We start from the raw sequence: 22,042 nt of genomic DNA on the forward strand, positions 1-22,042 counted from the left end.
CTCAGGAGTGGCAGGATGTTACTGACCCTCTTTCACCACGTCTTAAACGGTTTGAACAAAATGTTAGGGCTTGTGTCTGCGATCGATCCTGCACTGCGCGCACCTTTGGCAGTGAGTTTGGGTGCTATTCCGGGTGCGTTAAGTCGTTATTATTTGACGCTGGCATTTGCCCGGTGGTTGGGAGCTAGTTTCCCCTACGGCACGTTTGTTATCAACATCACTGGCTCACTGGTAATGGGCTTTTTTATCACGTTGACCTTGGAGCGCATGATGACTTCACCAGAGTTGCGGTTGCTGGTTGCGACTGGTTTTTTAGGATCGTACACAACTTTTTCCAGCTATGAGTTGGATACATTCAACCTGCTACAAGCAGGCAACAGGAGCTTGGCATTGGTTTATTGGTTGGGCAGCGCGGTTTTGGGCTTTGTGGGTCTAGAGTTCGGCAACCTGTTGGCAAGACGGTTGTCATGAGTTCGTAAAGACACTCGCGATCGGTGATAGTGAACCCAAACTAGACAGAGAAAGCAGTATGAAATGATCTGTAGCGTCTATTTTTGGATTTGGTATGACCCGATTTTGTTAACGACCTTAAACCTGATGGCTGCTGTTCTGCTACGGTCTAATTAAATATTGCTCGACTCTGCGATCGTCTGACTGTCGCTTGACGCGTTTTGAGGTGCCATAGAGAATGGCAGCGGCAGCTAGCAAACTGCTGCCGACAAGAAAGGTCAGAATGAATGGGTTCAAAAAGCCCAGGATCAGACCAAAGCCTAAACTATTTCCTAATGCTGCGATGAGAAGGGTCATACCAATCGTTGCCCGCTGGCTCATCCCCTTCTCAAGTGAGTGTTCGACTGCCGCTCCGGTTGCCACTCCAACCATACCCCCACCAACTAGCCCAATACCAGCACCGATGAGGGCAGCACTGCTAACCGCTTCCACTACCTCAAATAGACTGATATCAAGGGCTACAACACCACTGACGATGCCAGCGATCGCTCCTGCCGTTGCTCCTGCCGTTGCCCCCGCTGTTGTCATGATCCAGGCAGCGACCTCAAACCCGATCGTGCCACCAATAGCGGCTCCAAGTACTGCTGTTAAAGGGGCGTTGGTTACCGTTCCAGCAATCAAAACTAACCAGGCAATGACCCATGACGTTGCTAGGGTAAAGATAAACAATAAACCTAACAGTTGAAAAGGGAACCGAGGAGACTGCGATCGCGGGGCGGTCTGAAGCTGAACTTCCAGAGAGTATGTTTCCTGAGATGTATTGGCATGAAGCAGAATCTTGCGGCGGTAGGTCTTATTGTCCATCAACTTGCTTGTGTTAAAGCTGATTTGACAATCCGTTTGGTTGGCTGCAAATTGAGCGGGCTGGACTGAAATCCACGCATGGGAACTGGGACTGTGGGGTGGATCGCTGGGATGAGGCGCAATTTCCCAGGTGCCTTCTAGTAATGTCTCAGGCACTAAGTTGCTGAGGCTGATGGTTTGGTTTAGCGTTTCCCCAGCTCTACTGGCAACGACCTTCAGGCTAGAGTGGCTGAAGGTCGCTTCGGCTAGTCGCATCGGATGCAGGGGAATTGCTGCCAGCGCTTCTGTGGCATTGGCAAAGCGGTCTTTCAGTCGAGGCTCAACCATTTTTTCTAGCCAGTTGACCCAGCCCTGACTGAGCTTAGGCAACAACTGCTTGAAGTTGACCCGGTAAGTGATGTCAATTAAGTTACCTACTTCTGTGGATTTTGTGCCTGTCAATAAACAGATGAGCGTAATGCCAAGTCCATACAGATCAGACGCTTCTGTCAGTTGGCGGTTAAAGAGTTGCTCAGGCGGCATAAAGCCTAGCGTTCCTTTGACCACGCTGCTAATGCCCACTTCGCCATTGCCAACGCGAGCAAACCCAAAGTCAATCAGGTAGACATTCATCTGGTCATCCACCAGAATATTTTCAAGTTTAATATCCCGGTGAATGACTACAGGAAGGCGGTTTTGCAGGTAAATCAGGATGTTGAGGAGCGCGATCGCAATGTGCCGAATTTCCTCTGGGTTAAAACTGCGCGTCGCGCTTAATGACAATGCGGGTTTGTACTCCTGCACCATGCAGAACCCGCTTGGTGTTGGAAAAGAGTCTAAATAGCAAGGGATGCCTGGATGCTCCAAGCCACGAAGCACTTGAATTTCACGCTCATAGCTATCGTAGTCTGACCAGTTTGACCCTGCCTTCGCAAACTGAAACTGCTTGATCACTACCTGCTGTTGCGTCTGGATGTTTGTTGCCAGATAAGTAACTCGTCCGCCAGAGCGGTTGTGCCCTAGTTCTTGCTCAATCTGGTAGCCCTGCTCAGAAAGCTCTGGAAAGTCACTCATCATGTGTCTAATCAACAATCCCATCAACAGTATACGTCTAGGGGTTCGATCGGCTTACAGGTTTAGTTGTAAAAGCCAGGAGAGGCATCCAAACGGCGTTTTCACTTTCAGACTGCTGCGATTATGGTCTATCTCTATCCGTAATTTTGCCATAGCTCACGGAAATCGATTGTGCTTATCCTCACTCTTAAGAATAGGTTCTGTTACCGTAACGAATTGCTGGCTGTGGACGCGAGTTCTTCGGCGATCGCACTCCCCTCCCCAACACGTGCCCTTTCTGCTCTGGCTTCAGCGATGCGCTTTGGTCTGATGTAGAGATTCTCCAGGAGGACAGCCGCTCCAGCGATCCAGGGCGGCACAATAATGGCACCCAGAATTCCCAGCACTTGCGTACCGCCAAACACGGCTAGGAGTTGATACAGCGGATGCACATTCACAGATGACCCAACCAACAGCGGATCAAGAATGTAGCTTTCGAGGTTTTGGACGATCGCAAACAGCAACAGCACCCAAAGCCAGGTAACTCCACCCATTGATAGCGCCACGATCAGAGCCGGAATCGCTCCCAGAAATGGACCCACAAAGGGGATCAGGTTGGTGAATCCAGCGATGACACCCAGCGCTAGAGATACTTCCGACAAGCCCAGGATGTTCAAACCCACCGTCGTCACAACGCCCAAAATAGCCGATACGACCACTCGACCTTGAATAAAGCCGCCCATCCGCTGACTGACGGGTTTGACCTGCGCCAAGAGTCGACGATCCCAGGGCTGCGGGAAGAGCTGAACGACTCCCTGAATGAGCGTTTTGCTACCTGCGACCATGTAACCGGAAATGAGCAGGATCAAAATCACGCTGAATAGCGCGCCCACAATATTCTTCGTCAAGCCAAACGATCGCAGTAACACCTGTTGACTGGAGCGAATCACCCAATTAGTCAATGCTTGGGGATTCACCAACTGCGGCACCAGTTCTGGATGAGAGGTGTTCAGCCGCAGCGCGAGTCCTTGAAACCAGTTGAATAGGGCTTCTGAATAAACGGGAATTTGAGTGATCAGGCGATCGGTTTGCTCTACAACCGTAGGACCAATCAATACCCCAACGCCGACAAAGCCGCCAATGAGCGTCAAGTAAACGGCAATGACAGCCAGCCAGCGAGGCACCCGACGACTTTCTGCCCAGTTAACGATCGGGCTAAGTGTCGCCGCCAACACCACCGAAATCATCAGCACAATCAGTAAACTCTGCAACTGCCACAGCAAGATCAACAGCAGCACGGTCAACAAAATGCTGAAGATGGTAGAAAGCGAAATGGTAATGCGCTGGTCAGACATGGGGAAAGTTGTTAGTGGTTGGTTGGTTGTTTTTAGATTGAAAATACCCTAAAGCCCTAACAACTAAAAACTAACAACTAAAAACTCTAGTTGCGGTGCCATCGCGTCACGCCGTCCTTGTGATCAATCAAGGTAACGCCCTGTGCCTGAAGTTCGTTGCGGATGCGATCGCTCTCTGCCCAGTTCTTCGCCTGCCGTGCCTCTTGCCGTTGCTGGACAAGTGCATCAACTTCGGCATCAGTTAACCCAACAGCAAAAGTTCCACCATCACCAAATATCTCCAGCAGCCCCGGTTGCCCCGTACGAACGACAAATCTTGAAGGTTGCTGCACGTCTAATCCTAAAACCTTTAAAAGGCTGATAAAGGTCTGCCATTGACGCTGTAGTTGAGCGATCGGCAGATCTGGCTTACCCTGATGGACGAGCTGGTTACCTTCACGAGTGAGCGTCTTTGCTAGCTCAAAGATTACAGAAAGCGCGATCGGTGTGTTGAAGTCGTCGTCCATCGCTTCGTTAAAGCGATCGACGGCTTCCTGATCTAGCTCGACAGACTTCTGACTTAGCTCAGTTGCATTAACAGGCGACCATCCTGATAACGCTGCAAACTGCATTTCAAACTGGAGCGCTTCTTTCAACGTTTTCCAGCCGTTTTCAGCAGCCTCTAGAGCATCAGAGGTAAAGTCGATCGGCTTTCGGTATTGTGCTTGTAAGACAAAGAGCCGAAATGCCATTGGGTCATACTTCGCTAACAAATCGCGCGTCAGGCGAAAGTTGCCCAGCGATTTGGACATCTTCTCGCCATCCATATTGATGAAGCCATTGTGCAGCCAGTACCGCGCCAATGGTTTACCCGTCACTGCTTCGCTTTGGGCAATTTCGTTTTCGTGGTGCGGAAAGGTCAAATCCATGCCGCCTGCGTGGATGTCGATCAACTCGCCCAGTTCATCGCGCACCATTGCCGAGCATTCGACGTGCCAGCCCGGTCTACCGTTTCCCCAGGGTGATTCCCAGGACGGTTCGCCCGGTTTGGCAGCTTTCCATAGCGCAAAATCAGCGGGATCTTTCTTCTTGTCAGCGTCTTCTTCAACATCCACACGACCGCTCGCGCCTGCCTGCATCTCGTCCAGCTTGCGCCCCGACAGTTTGCCGTACTCTGGAAACTGGCGTACCGCATAGTAAACATCGCCATCGGCAGCATAGGCATACTGGCGTTGCTCCAGTTCGTGGATCAAACGCTGAATGCCGTCGATCGTGTGCGTCGCGCGTGGATAAGCGTCGGCACGGAGAATATTCAGGCGATCGGCATCCTCAAAATAGGCAGCGATGAAGCGATCGGCGATCGCCTGCATCGTCGTGCCATCCGCCACTGCTCGGTTCAAAATCTTGTCGTCAATGTCGGTAAAATTCTGGACGTAGCGCACTTCGTAGCCGAGCCACTGCAAATAACGTCGCACCACGTCAAAAATTACAAAGACTCTGGCATTACCCACATGAAAGTAGTTGTATGCCGTGATGCCACACACATACATTCGCACCTTACCCGGTTCAATGGGTGCAAACGGTTCCTTGCGACGGGTAAGCGTGTTGTAAAGCGTTAATGGCATGGCAATATTCAAGCAAAAAAGGTAGGGTTATTGAGTTGGCGATCGGTTAATCAGCGACCGACCAACAACCTAGCCCAGATCGGTGATAATGGGAAAAGTGGATCGATGTTGAACGTTGCATCCTGCGATTCACAATCACTACCGACGCGCTTTCTCTATTTTCTGACATCTCGGACATTTGCGATATGCAATCAGCGGTCACTCCTGCCTCTTCCTCTGCGATCGATGCTCCCAAGCATGGCTTACCTGTCACTATCATTACAGGGTTTTTGGGCAGCGGCAAAACAACGCTACTTAACCACATTCTGACCAATCAGCAAGGCGTGAAAACAGCCGTTTTGGTCAACGAATTCGGTGAAATCGGCATCGACAACGAACTCATCATCACCACAGGCGAAGATATGGTGGAGCTGAGCAATGGCTGTATCTGCTGCACTATTAACAACGATTTGGTAGAAGCCGTTTACAAAGTCCTGGAGCGGCAAGATGCGGTTGATTATCTGGTGGTTGAAACGACCGGACTCGCTGATCCGCTGCCCGTTGCGCTGACGTTCCTGGGGACTGAACTGCGCGATCTGACGCGGCTAGACTCGATCATTACCCTGGTCGATGCTGAAAATTTTAGCCTGGATTTGTTTAATAGCGAAGCTGCCTACAGCCAGATTAGCTACGGCGACATCATTCTGCTCAACAAATCCGATCTGGTAGACGAAGCGAATCTGGATGCGCTGGAGGTCAGAATCCGCGACATCAAAGAAGGGGCAAGAATCCTGCGAACCGTGAAAGGGCAGGTACCTTTGGCAATGCTGCTGAGTGTCGGGCTGTTTGAATCAGACAAGTATTTTGATGCCGCTGACACAGCACACGAGCACGAGCATCATGAGACTCATGCTCATGAGCATGAGTCTCATGAGCATCACGAGCACGAGCATGACCACGCTGATCACGCTGCCTGCGATCACGATCATGGTCACTGCGAACACGATCACGACCATGCGCATCATTCTCACCATTTAGAGAACGACGGTTTTACCTCTGTCTCCTTTGCCAGCGACAAACCGTTTGATATCCGTAAATTTCAATTCTTTCTTGACAACCAGCTACCCACCAACGTGTTTCGCGCCAAAGGCATTCTGTGGTTCAGCGAAAGCCCGAAACGTCATATCTTTCATCTCAGCGGCAAACGGTTCTCTCTGGATGATGATGATTGGAAGGGCGAACCCAAAAATCAGCTTGTGTTGATTGGTCAAAATCTAGATCACGACGCATTGCGATCGCAAGTCGAAAACTGCCTCACCGTCGCGTCTGCCAGTCGTGGCAAAGGCTTCGGAAAATAATGTTGAGTGTGAGTTCTCAACGGCTCGTCACTTAGAACTCAACACTCATAACGTCTAACATTCATATGGATTCCAGCCGTCAGATTCTTGTCTGCCAGTACACCAATTGCCTGAGAAATGGTTCTGCTGCGGTGCTGGCAGCCTTTCAAGGCTATTCAGTAGCGGGTGCTATGATTATCGGCTGTGGCTGTCAGGGGCAATGCAATATGGGAGCAACCGTGCGTGTGTTGCCGGATGACACCTGGTACTGCCGCGTGAAGCCTGAAGACGTGAAGGCGATCGTCGAATACCATCTCAAGCAGGGTAGCCCTGTGACAGCACTCCTCCATCCACGGTTGCATCCCCGTGGCTAGGTTCTTGGTCGAGCAAGCACCATTCCCTTTTTTAAACGCTAAGTCAAACGCTAATCTTTGTCAGTAATCTCTGGCATTTGCATCCATTTTGGACGGTTTAGTTCGGTAATTCCCCAATTAAATCGACCGTTTTGAGGAATTGCTTGTCATCGCATTGGAGTATGCTAATATCAATGGCTGGAAAGGCTGCTTCCCGCTCATAGCATTCATCTACACGTTGCCGAGATTTTATTGGGAAGCGCCAAACAGAGTATTTACACAATTCAACGACATGACCAAAAACGGTATGAGCCAGCAGGTTATTCACCCAATGGTGAAATTGCAGCGTCAGGTGCGCTCGCTCGTCGATGGCAAGCTGATGAAACCAACAGACAGCATCTGGAAAATTGCGCTTCTTTATGGAGACGACTGGTCTCACTGGAAGCAGGAGTTGCTGGCGTTTGAATTTACGATGCAAGACCCGGTGAGCGATCTGCTTGCGGTAGAAAGCTGGGAAGAGGAAGAGTAGCAAGAAAGGCTAAAGGCTAAAAGGATTCTCATCATTCATCCTTTAGCCTCGCTTAAAGACAGGCTGACAGTGCCTGACTTAACTCTTGCGCTGTTTGGTAGCGATCGCTAACACGTGGTTGAGTGACCCGATCGATAACCCGACGCAAGGCTGTCGTAATCTCTGGATAGTCATCCAGCATGAAGCGATAGCCCTGGCTACCTTTTTTGTAGAGGCGGCTTGGGTTTTCACCCGTGATGAGGAAGATGAGGCTAGGACCGATCGGATAGAGGTCAGATTGGGTGACGGGTCGCCCTTGCGCTTGTTCTGGGGCTGCATAGCCCTCTGCGCCGATACGGGTGCCAGAAGGGATGCCGACTGCTTTGACGGCTCCGAAATCCAGCACTGCAATGCGGTTAGTGACTGTTTGTACTAACAGGTTGCCGGGCTTGATGTCGCGATGGATGATTGGCGTTCTGCGGGTGTGGAGATACGTCAAAACGTCGCAGGTTTGAATCATCCAGGCGATCGCCTGCTGACCAGAGACAGCCCCGTGTTGGCGAATCCGCCTGTCCAAATCTTGACCGTGCAGCAACGCCATTACCAGGTACTTTTTGCCTGCCTCAACGAAAAAGTCATAAAACTGGGGAATACCTGGATGGCTGAGCGTTTGCAGGGTGCTTGCCTCCCGTTCAAACAGCTCTTGCGCCTTGGGGATTTTAGCCATGTCCGCATTCATCTCTTTGAGCACCCGGAGTGCATTCTGCGGTTGCCCGGATGATGGTATAACGTCCGGATGCCACACAAGGTAGGTCGTGCCCATACCGCCCTTACCCAGCACCCGCAGCACCTGATACTGACGAATCGTTTTCTCGACCTTGACGGGCAAGCCACAATGCACACAAAAAAGGTTATCGGGTGGGTTGCCAGCATGAGTGCAGGGCTGCCTCTGCTGCCTGCTCAACTGTGGCGATTTAGGAAGGGCGGGTAGTTGGGGCGCTTTAGCGATCGCCAATACATTCATTGATGCATCACCTGTTGCTGCCAGAATCTGTAGTTTCAGCAGCGGACCACCCTGCGCTAACTGAAGCAACGCATTCGTTGAAATCAGCCCCTGTGACATCACAGCGCCGTTGACATACGTGCCATTAGAACTGTGATTGACCAGATGCCACGAAACAGTCCTTTCAGACATAGCAGCAGCAGGCATGTCAATCTGACGCAAATCCAGGTGGTGCCGAGAAACCAAGAGATCGTCGAGGATCACATGGTTTCCCGGTGCACGACCAATCTGAATGAGCGGTTCACTTTTGAAACTCCACTGCCTGAGAGGAGTTCTGTGCTGAGGATGAAGGAGGGTCAGGATGACCATGTGAAGGTTAGACTCTAGACGTTAGACTCTAAGCTGCGGATTGTCTAAGTAATTCTGTAGGGTGCGTATAGCCGTTCCGGCATTCAAGAAAAGTGCAACGTAACGTACCCATCGATCAGCGTTTGGGGCGCTACGGCGTTGCCTTTAGCGAAGCCATGCCATAGCTTGCTTCTCGAAGAGTAGGCTTTACACACCCTACTTTATTAAATCCACGATCCTCAGCGCTGTTCAAAGTTAACAGTAGCCGTCTAGCGATCGGTCAATGATCGACTCACAGCGCCAAATGTTAACGTAAATGGTCAAGATTGGGGCGAACTTTAGCGCGGATTGCGATCGCTGTAATGTTGTCGTGACCGTTGTATTGGTTCGCCAGTTCAACCAGTTGAGTCACGCCCTGCTCCAAATTGGCTTGCGAACTGAGCAGTGGCTCCACATGAGTGCGCCAATGTGTTTCCAGGAGATCATTGTCGGTTAGCCCATCGGAGCACAGCAGCAGCAGGGTATCTTCGTTCAGCTCAACGTACTGAATGTCAGGTTTAATGAAATGCTCATCGCGGGGTCCTAGCGCCTGGGTTAACTGATAGGCATCGGGACGAGCGTAGGCAATATCAGGATCAACGCCTCGTTGGATCTCACGCTGACCCACTTCGTGATCGATCGTAATCTGCTCCAAGCCCCGTTTACGAGTGTAGCGATACAGGCGACTATCACCAACATGAGCGATCGCCGCTTCCGTATCTTGAATGAGCAAGACGACTAGCGTTGTGCCCATGCGCCCACTGCCTGAGCGGGCATTTTGCTGATTGACATCATAAATGGCTTTGTTAGCAAGCTGCACGGCATCAATCAAGACCTCTGGTCCAGGCAGTTTGTTCGCGGTACTGTCAGAAAAGGGGGTGCTTTGCCACTTTTCTTTAAAGTAGCGGCGCAGGGTATCGACCGCTAGAGCACTGGCAACTTCACCGCCTGCATGTCCTCCCATACCATCACACAAAATGTAGAGGTTTCGGGCATGGACTGTCTTACCAGAAGGGCTTTCAAGCTTTGCCGTTTGGGTTTCGATGCCAAAGTAATCTTCGTTGTGATCTCGCTGCCGCCCAATGTCCGTCCGCCCAGCGTCCTCCAGATTAAACAACTGCATGGGCAAAACGACCGTTGGCAGATCATCACTATCGCCGTCGCTCTCTACATCTGGCGGCAGTGTTGGCTCTGGAAGAGGTACTTCTAAACGGGTTGAGGCATCGGCTGTACTAAGATCTGCTGCGCTGGATGAAGGTGATCGTTCTGGGTTGCTCATCGGATCGCTAATAGCGGCATCAGACGGTTCAAAGTTCTCAAGATCGGGCATCATCTCGGTTTCAGGTTGGTTTGCCTGGAGTTCGTGGGCAATTTCCTCAATGCGCGATCGCACATCGGCTACGGTTTCTAGCTTGCCAGCCTCTAAATCGGCTAACAGAACATAGATGGCACCAATTTGCGTACGCTGCGATTGAGCGAACAAAGTCTGCCACAGTTGCCCTAGATCTTGCAAGGTCACTGGTACATCCGGCAGGTTTGAGTACAGGCGTTGCAGACAGATTGCCTGATCTTCGTCTATCCTCAAGTTTTCAATTTCTAACAGACTGCGGCAGGCGTGCCATGCGTCCAACGCGCTCCACAGTTCTACCATTTCGTAGAGCCAATGCAATAGCTGTAAGGCTGGCAAGGCAAGATCATCATCCAGCCACAAATCAATGAGTCGCGGTAAGAGCGCCCGGTCTTCTAACAGAATAATTTGCTGCCCGTCTTGCTGCCACGCATCGTGAATGATCGGTAAAGCTTGATGAAATTTGCTGCCTAATGCCAGGTAAGGTTGAGCGATCGCAGGCACTGCTATGGACTGCACTGAAGGCAAGCGAGTACCCGCTAATGACATCGGCTCACCCTCTGCCGCATCAGCTTGACGCTCACCTGGAGGAAGACCGATCGACTCGTCTGCCCCTTGCTTTGCCAGCGCCTCTAAGAGCGACATTTGAAACGGCTGGCAATCCAACACCCGGACGTGCGTTTCTATCTTGGCTTCATCTGGCGACGGTAATACCTCCAAAAGCCGATAGCGCTGACGGCGATCGAGATAGGTAGATTCTTCGCTACTAATCTTTTCCAAAGGCTCGTCAGCCGTCGCTGTTGCCGTAGCCGTGATAGAAGGCAGTTTATCTGTTCGCGATGGGTCAGCCACTATAAGCGCCCACCAGATGACACCTGCAAGCGCGCCGCACTCCTGGCACTGCACTGCATCAAAAGGCACAAGGCTATCACAGTCAGGGCAAGTATTTTGAGTCAGCGATGTGCCGCACTCCTGGCAAAACTTGTTGGTGTTGGGGTTTTCAAACTGGCATTGAGGACAGACAAGCATGGTGGGACTTCCTTCATTCCCCGTTGGGGAGGCTCAGGGTGGGGCATCGGCTACAGAGGCAAACCAGCGTCGGTCACAGGGTTAGATCGAGTTGCGACCGTTAGGGGCGATCGAGTCTTGTCAGACAAAACTGTAGCCTATTTAAGCAGAATTCCCAAAACTGCTCCTCTGCATACAGCTTATCTGAATGTTTGGCACTCGGCATCTTTAAGAAAAGAGAGAAAGAACGTTTTGAGTCCTGAGCCAATCCTGCCTTCTGCCTCTTCGCAGAAGTGAGGTGTGAGGTGTGAGGAGTATTAGCTTCTGCCCTCTGCCTTCTGCCCTCTGCCTTCTACCCTCTGCCTTCTGCCTTCTTTTACAAACTTGAAACAGCCAGCTTCTTCAACCGATAGTCCGCACCGCGTTTCGCAGCACAAAAGCCCAAGTCAACCGACTGGTTCGGCTCAATTACCCGTCCCCATTCGGGTGGATCAACCGTGTATCGGGAACCTTGGCGGGCAAACGTGCCATTCCAACTGTTGCGGATGGTTGCCTGGTTCATCTGAAACTTCAGCCGCCAGTTGCGACTGCTGGCGCTGCCACGATTCGTCACTCGAATAGCGGTACAAAACCCAGTCTGCCAGTCTGATTGCACGATCGCTTCTACCTGTAGTTTGCTATCAGAGCTGGAAGGCACGATCGCGGCTGAAGGACGGGGCGACGGCAAGACCGTAGGGGAAAGTGGCGGTACTGATGGTCTCACTGCTACTGTAAGCGGTGGCGCTCCAAGCGACGATAGGAGCTGGCTGAGCAATTGCTGCTTGGCTTGATCCACCGTGCGCCAGTCATTCTGCAAGATGCCGCCTGTATCGCTACTGTCGGGGTTCCAGCTCCAGTAGGCAAAGTGCAGCTTTTTTTGCTGGATGAAATTGACGAACTGACGTTGCCAGATGCCTTCTTTAGAACTAGCATCCACTTGTCGTCCGCCAAATTCACCAATCAGAACGGGCGCAATCTTTCGACTGGCAAGGTAGTTGAAGCCCACTTCCCAGCGGTTGAGCAAATTTTTTGGAAAGGCGGCTTCCGAAAACCAGGGCTGGTTGAAGACACCCGGACCATACTCGTGAGGCGAATAAACCAACTTACGTGCTTTGTTGAGGCGCACCGGATAACGTCCTGCGCCTTCCAGATTGCCACCCTGCCAGTGCCCTGTTAGCCGTTGTCCGGGGACGTTCTTTTCCACGCCTTCCACGACGATGAGCCAGTGGGGAGCGATCGCCAAAACAGCATTACCCGCTCGTTCCGCTGCCAGCCGCCAGTCGGTTGCCCGGTCATTGGTGCCCCAACTGGCGCGACCGTGAGGTTCGTTTTTCAAGTCGGCTCCAATCACGTTGGGCTGCTTTTGATAGCGCGTTGCCAGCAGTTTCCAGGTGTCAAGCCAGTCTGCTTCGGTGAACCCATCACCATACCAAAGCTCAGGAATCCGCTGATTGTTCAGGCGATGGCTATCCAGCAGGATCATCAATCCCTGGCGCTGCGCTTCTTGAATGATCAGATCCATTGCTTCCAATGGCGTTTTGCCTTGCAGGTCGCGGTTGTTGCCAAGGCTGAAATCGACTCCGCTGATAGTGGAGGCACGCAAGCTCTGCACTGCATACGGTAATCGAATGAGGTTGTAGCCCAGACTCTTGATTTGCGCCAACATCTCTTTGTAGTCACGCGCCCAGAGACCATGAGGCACCTGTGTTTCGGTTTCGATGCCGAACCAATTCACGCCTCGTAGCAAGACAGGCTGACCGCTGGCATCGACGATTTGAGCACCGCTGGTGGAGAGGGGAAACTGCATGGCAGCGTCTGCTGGATTGAGTCGATGCAGCGATAGGCTCAGGAAGAGGGTCGAGAAGACAAGTCCAGTACAGAGCCAGCGCAAGCGCGTTTGTAGCGATCGCCAGCCGTTATGCCCTTTTGCGAAATTGCCCAGCCGTCGAAGCCATCGCTCAAGTTGACTCATATGCCCTACCGGATTTGCAAACCGTTGATTCACATTGATCAGACATGCGGATGCTGTAGAGGCTGACGCTAATCACCCTCAAAAGGTGCCTCAAAGCCACCCGCAAAATTCATCACAGACGTTCTCTCTGTATAATTTCAGGAGATTCTTCAGCGATCGCCAACCGCCATGATCGACTCCTTGCTCATTGCCAAAACCGCTTCAGCCCAGAGTAGCCGTTGTTGCCTCATACCTGCGATGGCGAATCGTCACGGCTTGATTGCTGGAGCAACAGGCACGGGCAAAACAGTAACACTGCAAGTGATGGCTGAACGGTTTAGCCAGATTGGGATACCCGTCTTTGTGGCAGATGTTAAGGGCGATCTGTCTGGTCTGAGTCAAGCAGGGAGTGACAAGCCGAAGCTTCGCGATCGCATCCAGCAGCTTGAGTTACCAGACTTTCAGTTTGTCAGTTGCCCGGTCGAGTTTTGGGATGTGTTTGGCGAACAGGGTCATCCCTTACGCACCACGATATCAGAGATGGGTCCGTTGCTGTTGGCACGCCTGCTCAACCTGAACGAAACACAAGCTGGAGTGCTGAACATTGCCTTTCAAATTGCTGACGATTTGGGGCTGCTACTGCTCGACCTTAAAGATCTGCGATCGCTCTTACAGTTCGTTGGCGACAAGGCGAAAGACTTTAAAACGGAGTATGGCAACATCTCTGCTGCCAGTGTGGGTGCAATCCAGCGAGGTCTCCTGACTTTAGACCAGCAGGGGGGCGATCGGTTTTTTGGCGAACCCGCGCTTGACCTCATGGATTTGCTGCAAACCGATGCGAATGGTCACGGCGTAGTCAACATCCTCGCCGCTGATCGGCTCATACAGGCACCCAAACTGTATGCTACCTTCCTACTCTGGCTGCTTTCTGAATTGTTTGAGCAGTTGCCTGAAGTGGGTGATCTGGACAAACCAAAGCTGGTATTCTTCTTTGACGAGGCACATCTCCTCTTTGCTGATGCCTCCAGCGCCCTCCAAGACAAGCTGGAACAGGTCGTCCGGCTGATTCGCTCCAAAGGCGTTGGCATCTATTTCTGCACTCAAAATCCAACCGATGTGCCGCTAAAAGTGCTGGGGCAATTGGGTCATCGGTTGCAGCACGCGCTTCGCGCCTTTACACCACTTGACCAGAAAGCCGTCAAAGCCGCTGCTACAACCTTCCGCCCCAACCCATCCTTAAAAGTCGAGCAGGTCATTACAGAGTTGGGCATCGGCGAGGTGCTGGTGTCTTTCCTGGATGCAGAAGGCATACCGACGATCGTGGAACGTGCGTTTGTATTACCACCTCAGAGTCAGATCGGCGCGATCGACCCTCAACAGCGTCAGCAGCAGATTCGCGGCTCAGTGCTGTACGGACACTACGAAGCAATCGAAGATCGTGAGTCAGCTTACGAGCTGCTGCAAGCGAAGGCAACTGAAGCCGCTAAAGCAACTGCCACCGCTACCGCTCAAGCTCAAGCTGAAAAGCTGGCAGAGAAGGAACGTCAACAGGCTGAGAAAGAAGCTGCTCAGGCACAAAAACAGGCAGATAAAGTGGCAGCAGCCGAGGCAAAGGAAGACGCTCGTCTGGCGCGTGAGCGTGAGAAGTTCCTCGTCAACCTGGCTGGAAGTGCAGCCCAAGCGATCGGCGGCTCTCAGGGGAAAAGTATTGTGCGGGGTGTGTTAGGGGGAATTCTTGGCACCAGACGACGGTAGCGTCCTTGCAACGGTTCTAGCCGCCACTACTTTTTGCTTTGTAGCCAAGCTTGATCAGAAACTCGACCACCTTTTGCTTATGATCGCCCTGGATTTCAAGCTCGTTTTCTTTCAGCGTACCGCCAGCACCACAGTGCGCCTTGAGCTGTTTGAGCAACTCTGTCAAAGTGTCTGCATTGGCTTGAAAGCCGCGTACGATCGTGACCGTTTTACCTTTCCGTCCAGCCCGCGAGGCTTCAACTCTCAGGTTTTGCTGGTTGGGTGGCAGGTCGGGGACAGCTCGTTTGAACGCCTCAGCATTGTCAGCGTTGCCAAACTCAGAGTAAACAATCCGCCCTTTATCGGCGGGTTTTGTAGAAGAGGTATTAATAGGCTTTTGCTTGGAAGACATGGCGAGGCGCGCAGGATAACCATTGCAAGGTGCTAGCAACTACAATACTAGCGGCAATCGCTGCGATCGAGTCTTAAGAGGCTGTTTGAAAAGCGTCTGGCGGTTAAAACCGCGACTACGTAAACAAAGTCCGCCGACACGGACTACCGAAACGCGAGGGCTTTATAACCTGCGACGGCAGGTTTTGTCCGTGTAGCCGCGACTTCAGTCGCCAAGGCTACAAGTATACGGACTTTTAAAACGTCCTCTAAGGCTTTGATACAGAGGCTTTGCCCGTGTTACCAATCTCCTGAATGCGATCGCGTACGCGCTGTTCTTCTTTTCCGCGCCCACTTGCCCGATACAGATCGGCAGCTCGCAGTAAGGAAATCAGCCCATTCCGTGCGTCTCCCTGAATAATCTGTCTGCTAGCGATCGCCTCATAGGTTTCAGGGGGCTGCGGAAGCGGTGGTGTTGATACCAGCGTTTGACTTCTGCTAACGCTCAGTTCAGCGGCTGTGGGTGCATCGGCAATGAACAACCGACTGGGAAACGTGGTAAACACACGACCATCCCAACTAGCGACACGCCCTACAACACAAATGGGACCTTCATCCACTTGAATGCCCCAATCGCTAGTGTAGTTATCGGCACCTAATAGATAGCTCTTGCCTGGTTCGGCGTACCAGTACTTAAAGATCCGCTTGGGCGCATCAGGATGGTAGAGCGAAATGACCGTCGCCGTTTCGGTGTTATTGATGACTTTGATCGGTCCGATTCTGCTGTCTAACAAGCCTGACTTGGTGCGCTGCGACAGTGCGCCAGGCTCATACGAAGTCGCACAGCTCTGTGCCTGAGCGCTTAGAGGATGAGCGGTAAAAAGGACAATTGTTGCAGGTGTAAAGACGGCGATCGTCAGAAGCCTTCTTAAAGTAACGGTAAGAATCTTCGCAACAGGGCTACAAGACTGTAGAAGGCAGCCTGCCTGAAGAAAAGTCTTTTGGTCTATCATTTTTTACACTCATGAACGCAAGCAAAAGCACACCATTTGTTAAGTTCTTTGAAGGCTGATGCCGTCAAAGAAGTCATCAACCTATGCAAATGCCTAACTAACCTCTCCTTTCTACAGACAAAGCGATCGCTATCAGGATGCTGAGGCTAATCTTTAAGATAGTTTTGCAATTAGAGACCGTTGCTTTGTCGTAACTTCGCCAGATAGGTACTGATTCGCCTGCTTAACATAGCTTCCGTACCCAAGAAGATGTTTGAAAAGTCAAAACCCTGTAGCTTCACCAACAGAGATGCTTCGCTTTTTTTGCTGACAAAGGCTTTACACAGCTACACGGACACTAGCGTAACCATGCTCGAAGGGCTATAGCCCGCCAACGTAGGTTATAGCCTTGTCTTTCGGTAGTCTGCGTCGGGGGATTTTTTTACGTAGTCGCGGTTTTAACTACCAAAGACGCTCCAAACAATCTCTAACGCTGCTTAGACGGAACTTCCTTACTGGTTGGAAGAGAACTATCGGGATCAGTATCCGGGACATCCGCGAGCTTTGGCTTGTAGGGTCCGCGTCGATACCGCGCTTCAGCCGTTTTGATAACGATATAGAGGATTGGCACAACAAAGAGACTGAGGATAGTGGCAACGCACATCCCGCCAACGGTCGCCGCTCCCAACGATCGGCGAGCAGCAGCACCCGCCCCGGTTGCAATCAGAAGGGGAACAGCACCCACAATGGCAGAGATTGCAGTCATCAAAATGGGTCGTAGTCGCTCTTGCGAGGCCTCCACGGCTGCTTTTGTAATGCTCCAGCCTTCCTCATAGAGCTGGTTCGCAAATTCCACGATGAGAATACCGTTTTTACTTGCCATCCCAATTAGCATGACAAAGCCAATCTGAGTGTAAACATCGTTAGCCGTGCCGTTCAGCAAAATAGCAACCAACGCGCCCAGAATTGCCAACGGCACCGTCAGCAGAATAATGAAGGGATCAATGTAGCTCTCGTATTGAGCTGCCAGAGTCAGATAGACGAAAACAACCCCCAGCGCAAAGATAAAGATGGCACTGCCGCCAGATTCAATTTCTTCCAACGACAACCCAGACCATTGATAACCAAAGCCCCTGGGTAACGTTTCTTTCGCTACCGCTTCCATTGCTTGTAGCGCTTGCCCAGAGCTAACGCCGGGTGCCGGTGCCCCTGTAATTTCGACAGAGCGATACAGGTTGTAATGAGTGATGATGGACGGACCGATCGTCTGAGTAATCGTCACCAGGTTACTAAGCGGAATCATTCTGCCCGTTTGCGATCGCACATACAGCCGCTTAATGTCCTCTGGGTTTGAGCGAAACTGCTTGTCCGCCTGCACATAAACCCGATAGGTGCGTTCAAACTGGTTGAAGTCGTTGACGTAAGTTGAACCCAATGACGTTTGCAGCGTGTTGAAGATATCTTCTAACGGTACCTGGAGTTGATTTGCCCGCGTACGATCAACCTCTACCGAGATTTGCGGTGTGTTGGCATTGAACGTTGGTCTCAACCCTGTCAGTTGAGGTTTGTCGGATGATGGATAGGTAGCGGCACGACCCATAAACTTGTTGAGATTTTCGCCAAGCACATCAAAACCTAACCCTGTCCGATCTTGCAGTTGAAAATCAAAGCCACCAAAGTTGCCCACACCCTGCAAGGCTGGTGGCGAGACGGGGATTACCGTTGCTTCTTTAATGCCTAGCAGTTTGGGGAACAGACCCGATGGTTTTGGGAAAAAGCCGCCAATAATGGATGTTACAGACTGTTCAGCTTGCTTACGTTCGCCCCAGGGCTTGAGAGTGGTAAAAATCAAGCCGTTGTTGGGGGTTGCACCACTAAAGCTAAAGCCGCCGACCGCAAAAATGTTTTCAATTTCTGGCTGCTGCTTCAGAATTGTCTCGGCTTTCTCCAGTACATCACGGGTGTAATTGAGCGATACGCCTTCTGGTGCCTGGACAATCGTGATGAAGTAGCCCTGATCTTCATCGGGGATAAACCCTCCCGGCACGATCGTATAGACCCAGTACGTCAGTGCCAGTGCGCCTGCAAACAGCCCAACGACCAGTCCCTTACGCCGTGTCAGACCATCAAGCGAACGGATGTAGCGATGCCGAGTGCCATCAATGGCTAAGTTAATCCGATTAAAGAACCAGTTATCGGGCATCTGTCCGCGTCGCAGCAACAGCGCCGACAGGGTTGGTGTAAGAATGATCGCGCTAAAGGATGAAACACCCACTGAAAAGGCGATCGTCAGCGCAAACTGCTTGTAAAGCTGCCCGGTTGTGCCAGGGAAAAAGGCAACGGGCACAAATACCGTCATCAGCACGATGGAGGTGGCAATCACCGCGCCCGTCAACGCGTTCATGGAAGCAATTGCCGCATTTAACGGTCGCATCCCATCCTCCTGAATGCGTCGGGTTATATCTTCCACAATGACGATCGCATCATCCACGACTAACCCAGTGGCTAACGTCAAGGCAAAGAGAGTCAGCGTGTTGATGGAGAAACCAAACAGCTTCACAAAGACAAAGGTGCCGAGTAAACCGACTGGAATGGTAATTGAGGCAATGAGCGCCGATCGCCAGCTCTGTAAGAAGACAAAGATAATGAGTACCACTAACCCGATCGACAAAATCAGCGAGACAACAACCTCTTCTGCGCCCGCTTCAATAAAAGTCGTCGTATCAAACGCAACAGCATAGCGCATGTTCGGCGGAAAGCTTTCCGAGAGACGCTTCATCTCATCTTTAACAGCTTGAGCCGCCTCCAGTGCATTGCTGCCAAACTGTTGATTGATGCCTAGCCCAATGCCCTGGTGAGTAATGCGATCGCTCGGTGTGAAGCGAAGTACAGAACCATAGTTTTCAGCGCCCAGTTCGGCTCGACCGACATCCCGTAACTTGACTAAAGTGCCAGTATCAGTTGTTTTTACAACCAGGTCGTTAAACTCCTCCGCGTTTTTAAAGCGCCCCTGAGCCGTGACTGCGTATTGATATTGCTGCCCATCGTCCACGGGTGGTTGCCCGATCTGTCCCGCACCAATCTGGAGGTTTTGCTCTTGTAGCGCTGTGATCACATCCTGAGGTGTCAACCCACGGCTTGCGAGACGTTCTGGGTCAACCCAGAGGCGCATCGCATATTTTCGTTCACCAAAGGTTTGTACTCCACCAACACCTTTAATCCGCTTCAACGCATCGGCGATGTACAAGTCAGCGTAGTTACTGAGATAGGTACTGTCGTAGATGTCTTGTCCCGTTTTCTCATCGCGATCGGAATACAGCCCGATCGCCAGCAGGAAGTTGCTGTTTGCTTTTGCCACCTGTACACCCGTTTGGGTCACAGGACCCGGCAAACGCGATTGCACCGTTGAAACCTTATTCTGCACATCTACTGCCGCTAGATCCTGGTCGCGACCGAGTCCAAACGTCAGGTTGATGGTGCTGGTGCCGTCGTTAGCGCTGGTGGACTTGATATACCGCAGGTCACTGATGCCGTTTAGCTCTCGCTCCAGGATATTAGTCACGGTTGATTCGACGGTTTCCGCACTCGCGCCAATGTAGTTGGATGTGACCGTTACCTGCGGCGGCGCAATGTCGGGATACTGGGCGATCGGCAGCGTTGGAATACACGCAATCCCTAAGAGCGTTACCACGATCGAGCAAACGGTTGCAAAGATGGGGCGCTTAATAAAGAAAGTAGAGATGGAGAGAATCATAAAGCACAGGTGTCCTGAGGAAACTGCCCGCTGTCAGTGATCGCGTACTAAAAGGCGACGGTCTATGGATGGGTAGCCCGATCGAGATACATTCGTTGGCGCTTACTTGGGTGGTGGAGTGGCTGCTTCAATCACAAGGCAATTTTGCAGGCTTAGAATACCAGAGGTGGCAATACGATCGCTGGCGCTGAGACCTTCCTGCACTTCCTGTTCATTGCCAATGATCTTGCCTAACTTAATTGGCTTTTGAGCAGCAACAAGTTGGTTAGGGTCAACGTTAGTCGGTGGTGGCGCACCCTCTGCTGCTGCTGCTGCTTTACAGCCAGATGCTTTGAACGACGTACCGACAAACACAAAATCTTTACCGCCCAGGCGCGAAATAGCAGTCGTCGGCACTAAAACACCCGAACGAGTCGCCCAAATGACTCGGACGCGAGCAAATTGAGACGTGCGTAATTGGTTGCCAGAATTGCTAAATACGGCTTTTGCCTGCACCGACTGGGTGGATGAGTCTACATCTGGTGCAATGAAGGAAACCTTGCCCGTTTGAATCGCTTTGCCCTGTTCGTCTAATAGCTGTACAGGCAACCCCAGTCGTAATGCCCCGACCCGATCGAGGGGAATTTGCATCTGTACTTCTAACCGTTCATTTTGAGTGATACGCAGCATTTGGCTAGCGTTGTCAACAAAATCACCGACTTTAATTGGAATATTGCCGACAACTCCTGCAAAGGGCGCTTTGATGGTGTAGTACTGAAGCTCTGCTTGTCCCTCCGAAACAATTGCCTGTGATTGTTGCAGGGCACGCTGATTTTTCGCAACAGTCGCTTGCGATCGTGCAATGGCTGCCCGTTGCGCCTGTATATCAGCCTCTGTCTGCTGGAGAGTCGCGCGCGCCGTTTGCACCGCATTCAGTCTTTGATCCAGCACTTGCTTACTGCTAGCACCCTGGGCATAAAGATCCTGGTAGCGCTTGTATTCAGCATCATTGAACTGCACATCGGACTGGTTAGCTGTCCGCCTTGCCTGGAGCGATCGCAGCGCCTCTCGGGCGCTTGCCACGTCAGACTGGGCAACCGAAATATCAGCGGCAGCAGATTCTACTGCCGCATCCCGGCTGGCAACCTGTGCACGTTGTTGTTCTGCATCTATTTGAATAATGGGTGTGCCTGCTTCAACGCGATCGCCTGCCTTCACGTAGATGGCTGCAACCTGACCCGAAACTCGTGGTTGCAAGGTAACAGACTGACGTGAATCAAGGTTTGCAGCATAATCTGAGCTGTCGGCGATCGTCGCTGTTTTGGGCTGAGACAATTCCACTTGCGTCAGTTGCGGCTTCAGGCTAGTGAAAATAAGTATCGGCAGAATAATCCGATTAAACACAATCCAGCCAACACCCCCTAGAATTGCTAACGCAATTAAAGCAGGCACGAGAAAACGCCGTCGTCTCTTGCGAGGCGGTTGTGGGTCTAGCTCGGCATCCCGAGTCTTTCTCGCATCGCCCCCTTCCTGTGGTAAAGGCGGAGCGTTTTGGTTCTTGTTTGTCCCTTCAAGGTTCATAGGGGTTATTCATTAAGTAAAAATGCAAAGCGTAACCGGACTACCTGTTGCACACTATTTTTAGGGAGAGATGTACTCTAACAAACCGAAAGGGGTGGTTTGCTGAGGCTCTAGACACTATTTCTGTTCGCGGAGACAGATGCCATCGTTCATCGGGTAAAGCATGTTATTGCGGCTAGCCTATAGCAGATTTCCAAAAAAGACCTCGCCCATTAGACTCCCCTGATTGGAGGATTACAAATCTGAAAGCTGACGAAACAAGCGACAAACCAGTGAGTTCAAGTGTACCATCAGACTCTATTTATGGTCGTGCGCTAGGTGACGTGCGATCGCGGCTTGACGGCTTAAAGCCTCAAAACATCCGGGTTGTAGTTTGAGACAAACTCTCAAGGCT

Annotated in this window: 15 protein-coding genes; 5 read left to right on the plus strand and 10 right to left on the minus strand. The window is 51.6% G+C overall.

Annotated features, from left to right (window positions below):
• The first annotated feature begins 15 nt into the window (after window positions 1–15).
• Window positions 16–471, plus strand: a complete 456-nt coding sequence (crcB, locus tag AC5JO6_RS24035) for a fluoride efflux transporter CrcB (protein WP_496083569.1) — start codon at window positions 16–18, stop codon at window positions 469–471.
• Between the two features lie 141 nt (window positions 472–612).
• On the opposite strand, the gene AC5JO6_RS24040 is transcribed toward crcB, so the two are convergent.
• From AC5JO6_RS24040 to cysS, 3 genes are all read right to left on the minus strand, one after another.
• Window positions 613–2,370 (minus strand): serine/threonine protein kinase, encoded by a 1,758-nt coding sequence (locus tag AC5JO6_RS24040; RefSeq protein ID WP_496083570.1) that lies wholly within the window; start codon window positions 2,368–2,370, stop codon window positions 613–615.
• Between the two features lie 200 nt (window positions 2,371–2,570).
• Entirely contained in the window at window positions 2,571–3,701 is a 1,131-nt protein-coding gene (locus AC5JO6_RS24045) for an AI-2E family transporter (RefSeq protein WP_496083571.1), read from the minus strand.
• An 86-nt stretch (window positions 3,702–3,787) separates the two neighbouring features.
• Window positions 3,788–5,305, minus strand: a complete 1,518-nt coding sequence (gene cysS / locus AC5JO6_RS24050) for a cysteine--tRNA ligase (protein ID WP_496083572.1) — start codon at window positions 5,303–5,305, stop codon at window positions 3,788–3,790.
• 185 nt (window positions 5,306–5,490) lie between these two features.
• Between cysS and AC5JO6_RS24055 the strand changes: the two genes are divergently transcribed.
• The 3 genes from AC5JO6_RS24055 (at window position 5,491) to AC5JO6_RS24065 (ending at window position 7,503) form a co-directional block, all read left to right on the plus strand.
• Window positions 5,491–6,642 carry a CobW family GTP-binding protein gene (locus tag AC5JO6_RS24055; protein ID WP_496083573.1) on the plus strand — a complete coding sequence of 384 codons (1,152 nt, stop codon included), beginning with the start codon at window positions 5,491–5,493 and terminating at the stop codon, window positions 6,640–6,642.
• Window positions 6,643–6,707: 65 nt separating this feature from the next.
• Entirely contained in the window at window positions 6,708–6,995 is a 288-nt protein-coding gene (locus AC5JO6_RS24060; protein WP_496083574.1) for a (2Fe-2S) ferredoxin domain-containing protein, read from the plus strand.
• Window positions 6,996–7,281: 286 nt separating this feature from the next.
• A complete protein-coding gene (locus AC5JO6_RS24065; RefSeq protein WP_496083664.1) occupies window positions 7,282–7,503 on the plus strand; it encodes a DUF4327 family protein in 222 nt (73 codons plus the stop codon).
• A gap of 52 nt (window positions 7,504–7,555) precedes the next feature.
• Here AC5JO6_RS24065 and AC5JO6_RS24070 read toward each other — a convergent pair whose 3' ends face one another.
• From AC5JO6_RS24070 to AC5JO6_RS24080, 3 genes are all read right to left on the minus strand, one after another.
• Window positions 7,556–8,854 (minus strand): protein kinase domain-containing protein, encoded by a 1,299-nt coding sequence (locus AC5JO6_RS24070; RefSeq protein WP_496083575.1) that lies wholly within the window; start codon window positions 8,852–8,854, stop codon window positions 7,556–7,558.
• Between the two features lie 286 nt (window positions 8,855–9,140).
• A complete protein-coding gene (locus AC5JO6_RS24075; protein ID WP_496083576.1) occupies window positions 9,141–11,249 on the minus strand; it encodes a serine/threonine phosphatase in 2,109 nt (702 codons plus the stop codon).
• Window positions 11,250–11,604: 355 nt separating this feature from the next.
• Complete coding sequence (locus AC5JO6_RS24080; RefSeq protein ID WP_496083665.1) at window positions 11,605–13,074, minus strand: cellulase family glycosylhydrolase; 1,470 nt, start codon at window positions 13,072–13,074, stop codon at window positions 11,605–11,607.
• 333 nt (window positions 13,075–13,407) lie between these two features.
• Between AC5JO6_RS24080 and AC5JO6_RS24085 the strand changes: the two genes are divergently transcribed.
• A complete protein-coding gene (locus AC5JO6_RS24085) occupies window positions 13,408–14,973 on the plus strand; it encodes a helicase HerA-like domain-containing protein (protein WP_496083577.1) in 1,566 nt (521 codons plus the stop codon).
• A gap of 16 nt (window positions 14,974–14,989) precedes the next feature.
• On the opposite strand, the gene AC5JO6_RS24090 is transcribed toward AC5JO6_RS24085, so the two are convergent.
• From AC5JO6_RS24090 to AC5JO6_RS24105, 4 genes are all read right to left on the minus strand, one after another.
• Window positions 14,990–15,364, minus strand: a complete 375-nt coding sequence (locus tag AC5JO6_RS24090; protein WP_496083578.1) for a translation initiation factor — start codon at window positions 15,362–15,364, stop codon at window positions 14,990–14,992.
• Window positions 15,365–15,611: 247 nt separating this feature from the next.
• Window positions 15,612–16,355 (minus strand): hypothetical protein, encoded by a 744-nt coding sequence (locus tag AC5JO6_RS24095; RefSeq protein ID WP_496083579.1) that lies wholly within the window; start codon window positions 16,353–16,355, stop codon window positions 15,612–15,614.
• 466 nt (window positions 16,356–16,821) lie between these two features.
• Window positions 16,822–20,088, minus strand: coding sequence for an efflux RND transporter permease subunit (locus AC5JO6_RS24100; RefSeq protein WP_496083580.1), 3,267 nt, complete (start codon window positions 20,086–20,088; stop codon window positions 16,822–16,824).
• Between the two features lie 102 nt (window positions 20,089–20,190).
• Entirely contained in the window at window positions 20,191–21,648 is a 1,458-nt protein-coding gene (locus AC5JO6_RS24105) for an efflux RND transporter periplasmic adaptor subunit (protein ID WP_496083581.1), read from the minus strand.
• Window positions 21,649–22,042 lie beyond the last annotated feature (394 nt).

This window comes from Tildeniella sp. (assembly GCF_059505325.1).

Coding starts and splice junctions, on each gene's coding strand:
- crcB (WP_496083569.1), top strand. CDS start 16: ATGTTACTGACCCTCTTTCACCACGTCTTAAACGGTTTGAACAAAATG.
- AC5JO6_RS24040 (WP_496083570.1), bottom strand. CDS start 2,370: ATGATGAGTGACTTTCCAGAGCTTTCTGAGCAGGGCTACCAGATTGAG.
- AC5JO6_RS24045 (WP_496083571.1), bottom strand. CDS start 3,701: ATGTCTGACCAGCGCATTACCATTTCGCTTTCTACCATCTTCAGCATT.
- cysS (WP_496083572.1), bottom strand. CDS start 5,305: ATGCCATTAACGCTTTACAACACGCTTACCCGTCGCAAGGAACCGTTT.
- AC5JO6_RS24055 (WP_496083573.1), top strand. CDS start 5,491: ATGCAATCAGCGGTCACTCCTGCCTCTTCCTCTGCGATCGATGCTCCC.
- AC5JO6_RS24060 (WP_496083574.1), top strand. CDS start 6,708: ATGGATTCCAGCCGTCAGATTCTTGTCTGCCAGTACACCAATTGCCTG.
- AC5JO6_RS24065 (WP_496083664.1), top strand. CDS start 7,282: ATGAGCCAGCAGGTTATTCACCCAATGGTGAAATTGCAGCGTCAGGTG.
- AC5JO6_RS24070 (WP_496083575.1), bottom strand. CDS start 8,854: ATGGTCATCCTGACCCTCCTTCATCCTCAGCACAGAACTCCTCTCAGG.
- AC5JO6_RS24075 (WP_496083576.1), bottom strand. CDS start 11,249: ATGCTTGTCTGTCCTCAATGCCAGTTTGAAAACCCCAACACCAACAAG.
- AC5JO6_RS24080 (WP_496083665.1), bottom strand. CDS start 13,074: ATGCAGTTTCCCCTCTCCACCAGCGGTGCTCAAATCGTCGATGCCAGC.
- AC5JO6_RS24085 (WP_496083577.1), top strand. CDS start 13,408: ATGATCGACTCCTTGCTCATTGCCAAAACCGCTTCAGCCCAGAGTAGC.
- AC5JO6_RS24090 (WP_496083578.1), bottom strand. CDS start 15,364: ATGTCTTCCAAGCAAAAGCCTATTAATACCTCTTCTACAAAACCCGCC.
- AC5JO6_RS24095 (WP_496083579.1), bottom strand. CDS start 16,355: ATGATAGACCAAAAGACTTTTCTTCAGGCAGGCTGCCTTCTACAGTCT.
- AC5JO6_RS24100 (WP_496083580.1), bottom strand. CDS start 20,088: ATGATTCTCTCCATCTCTACTTTCTTTATTAAGCGCCCCATCTTTGCA.
- AC5JO6_RS24105 (WP_496083581.1), bottom strand. CDS start 21,648: ATGAACCTTGAAGGGACAAACAAGAACCAAAACGCTCCGCCTTTACCA.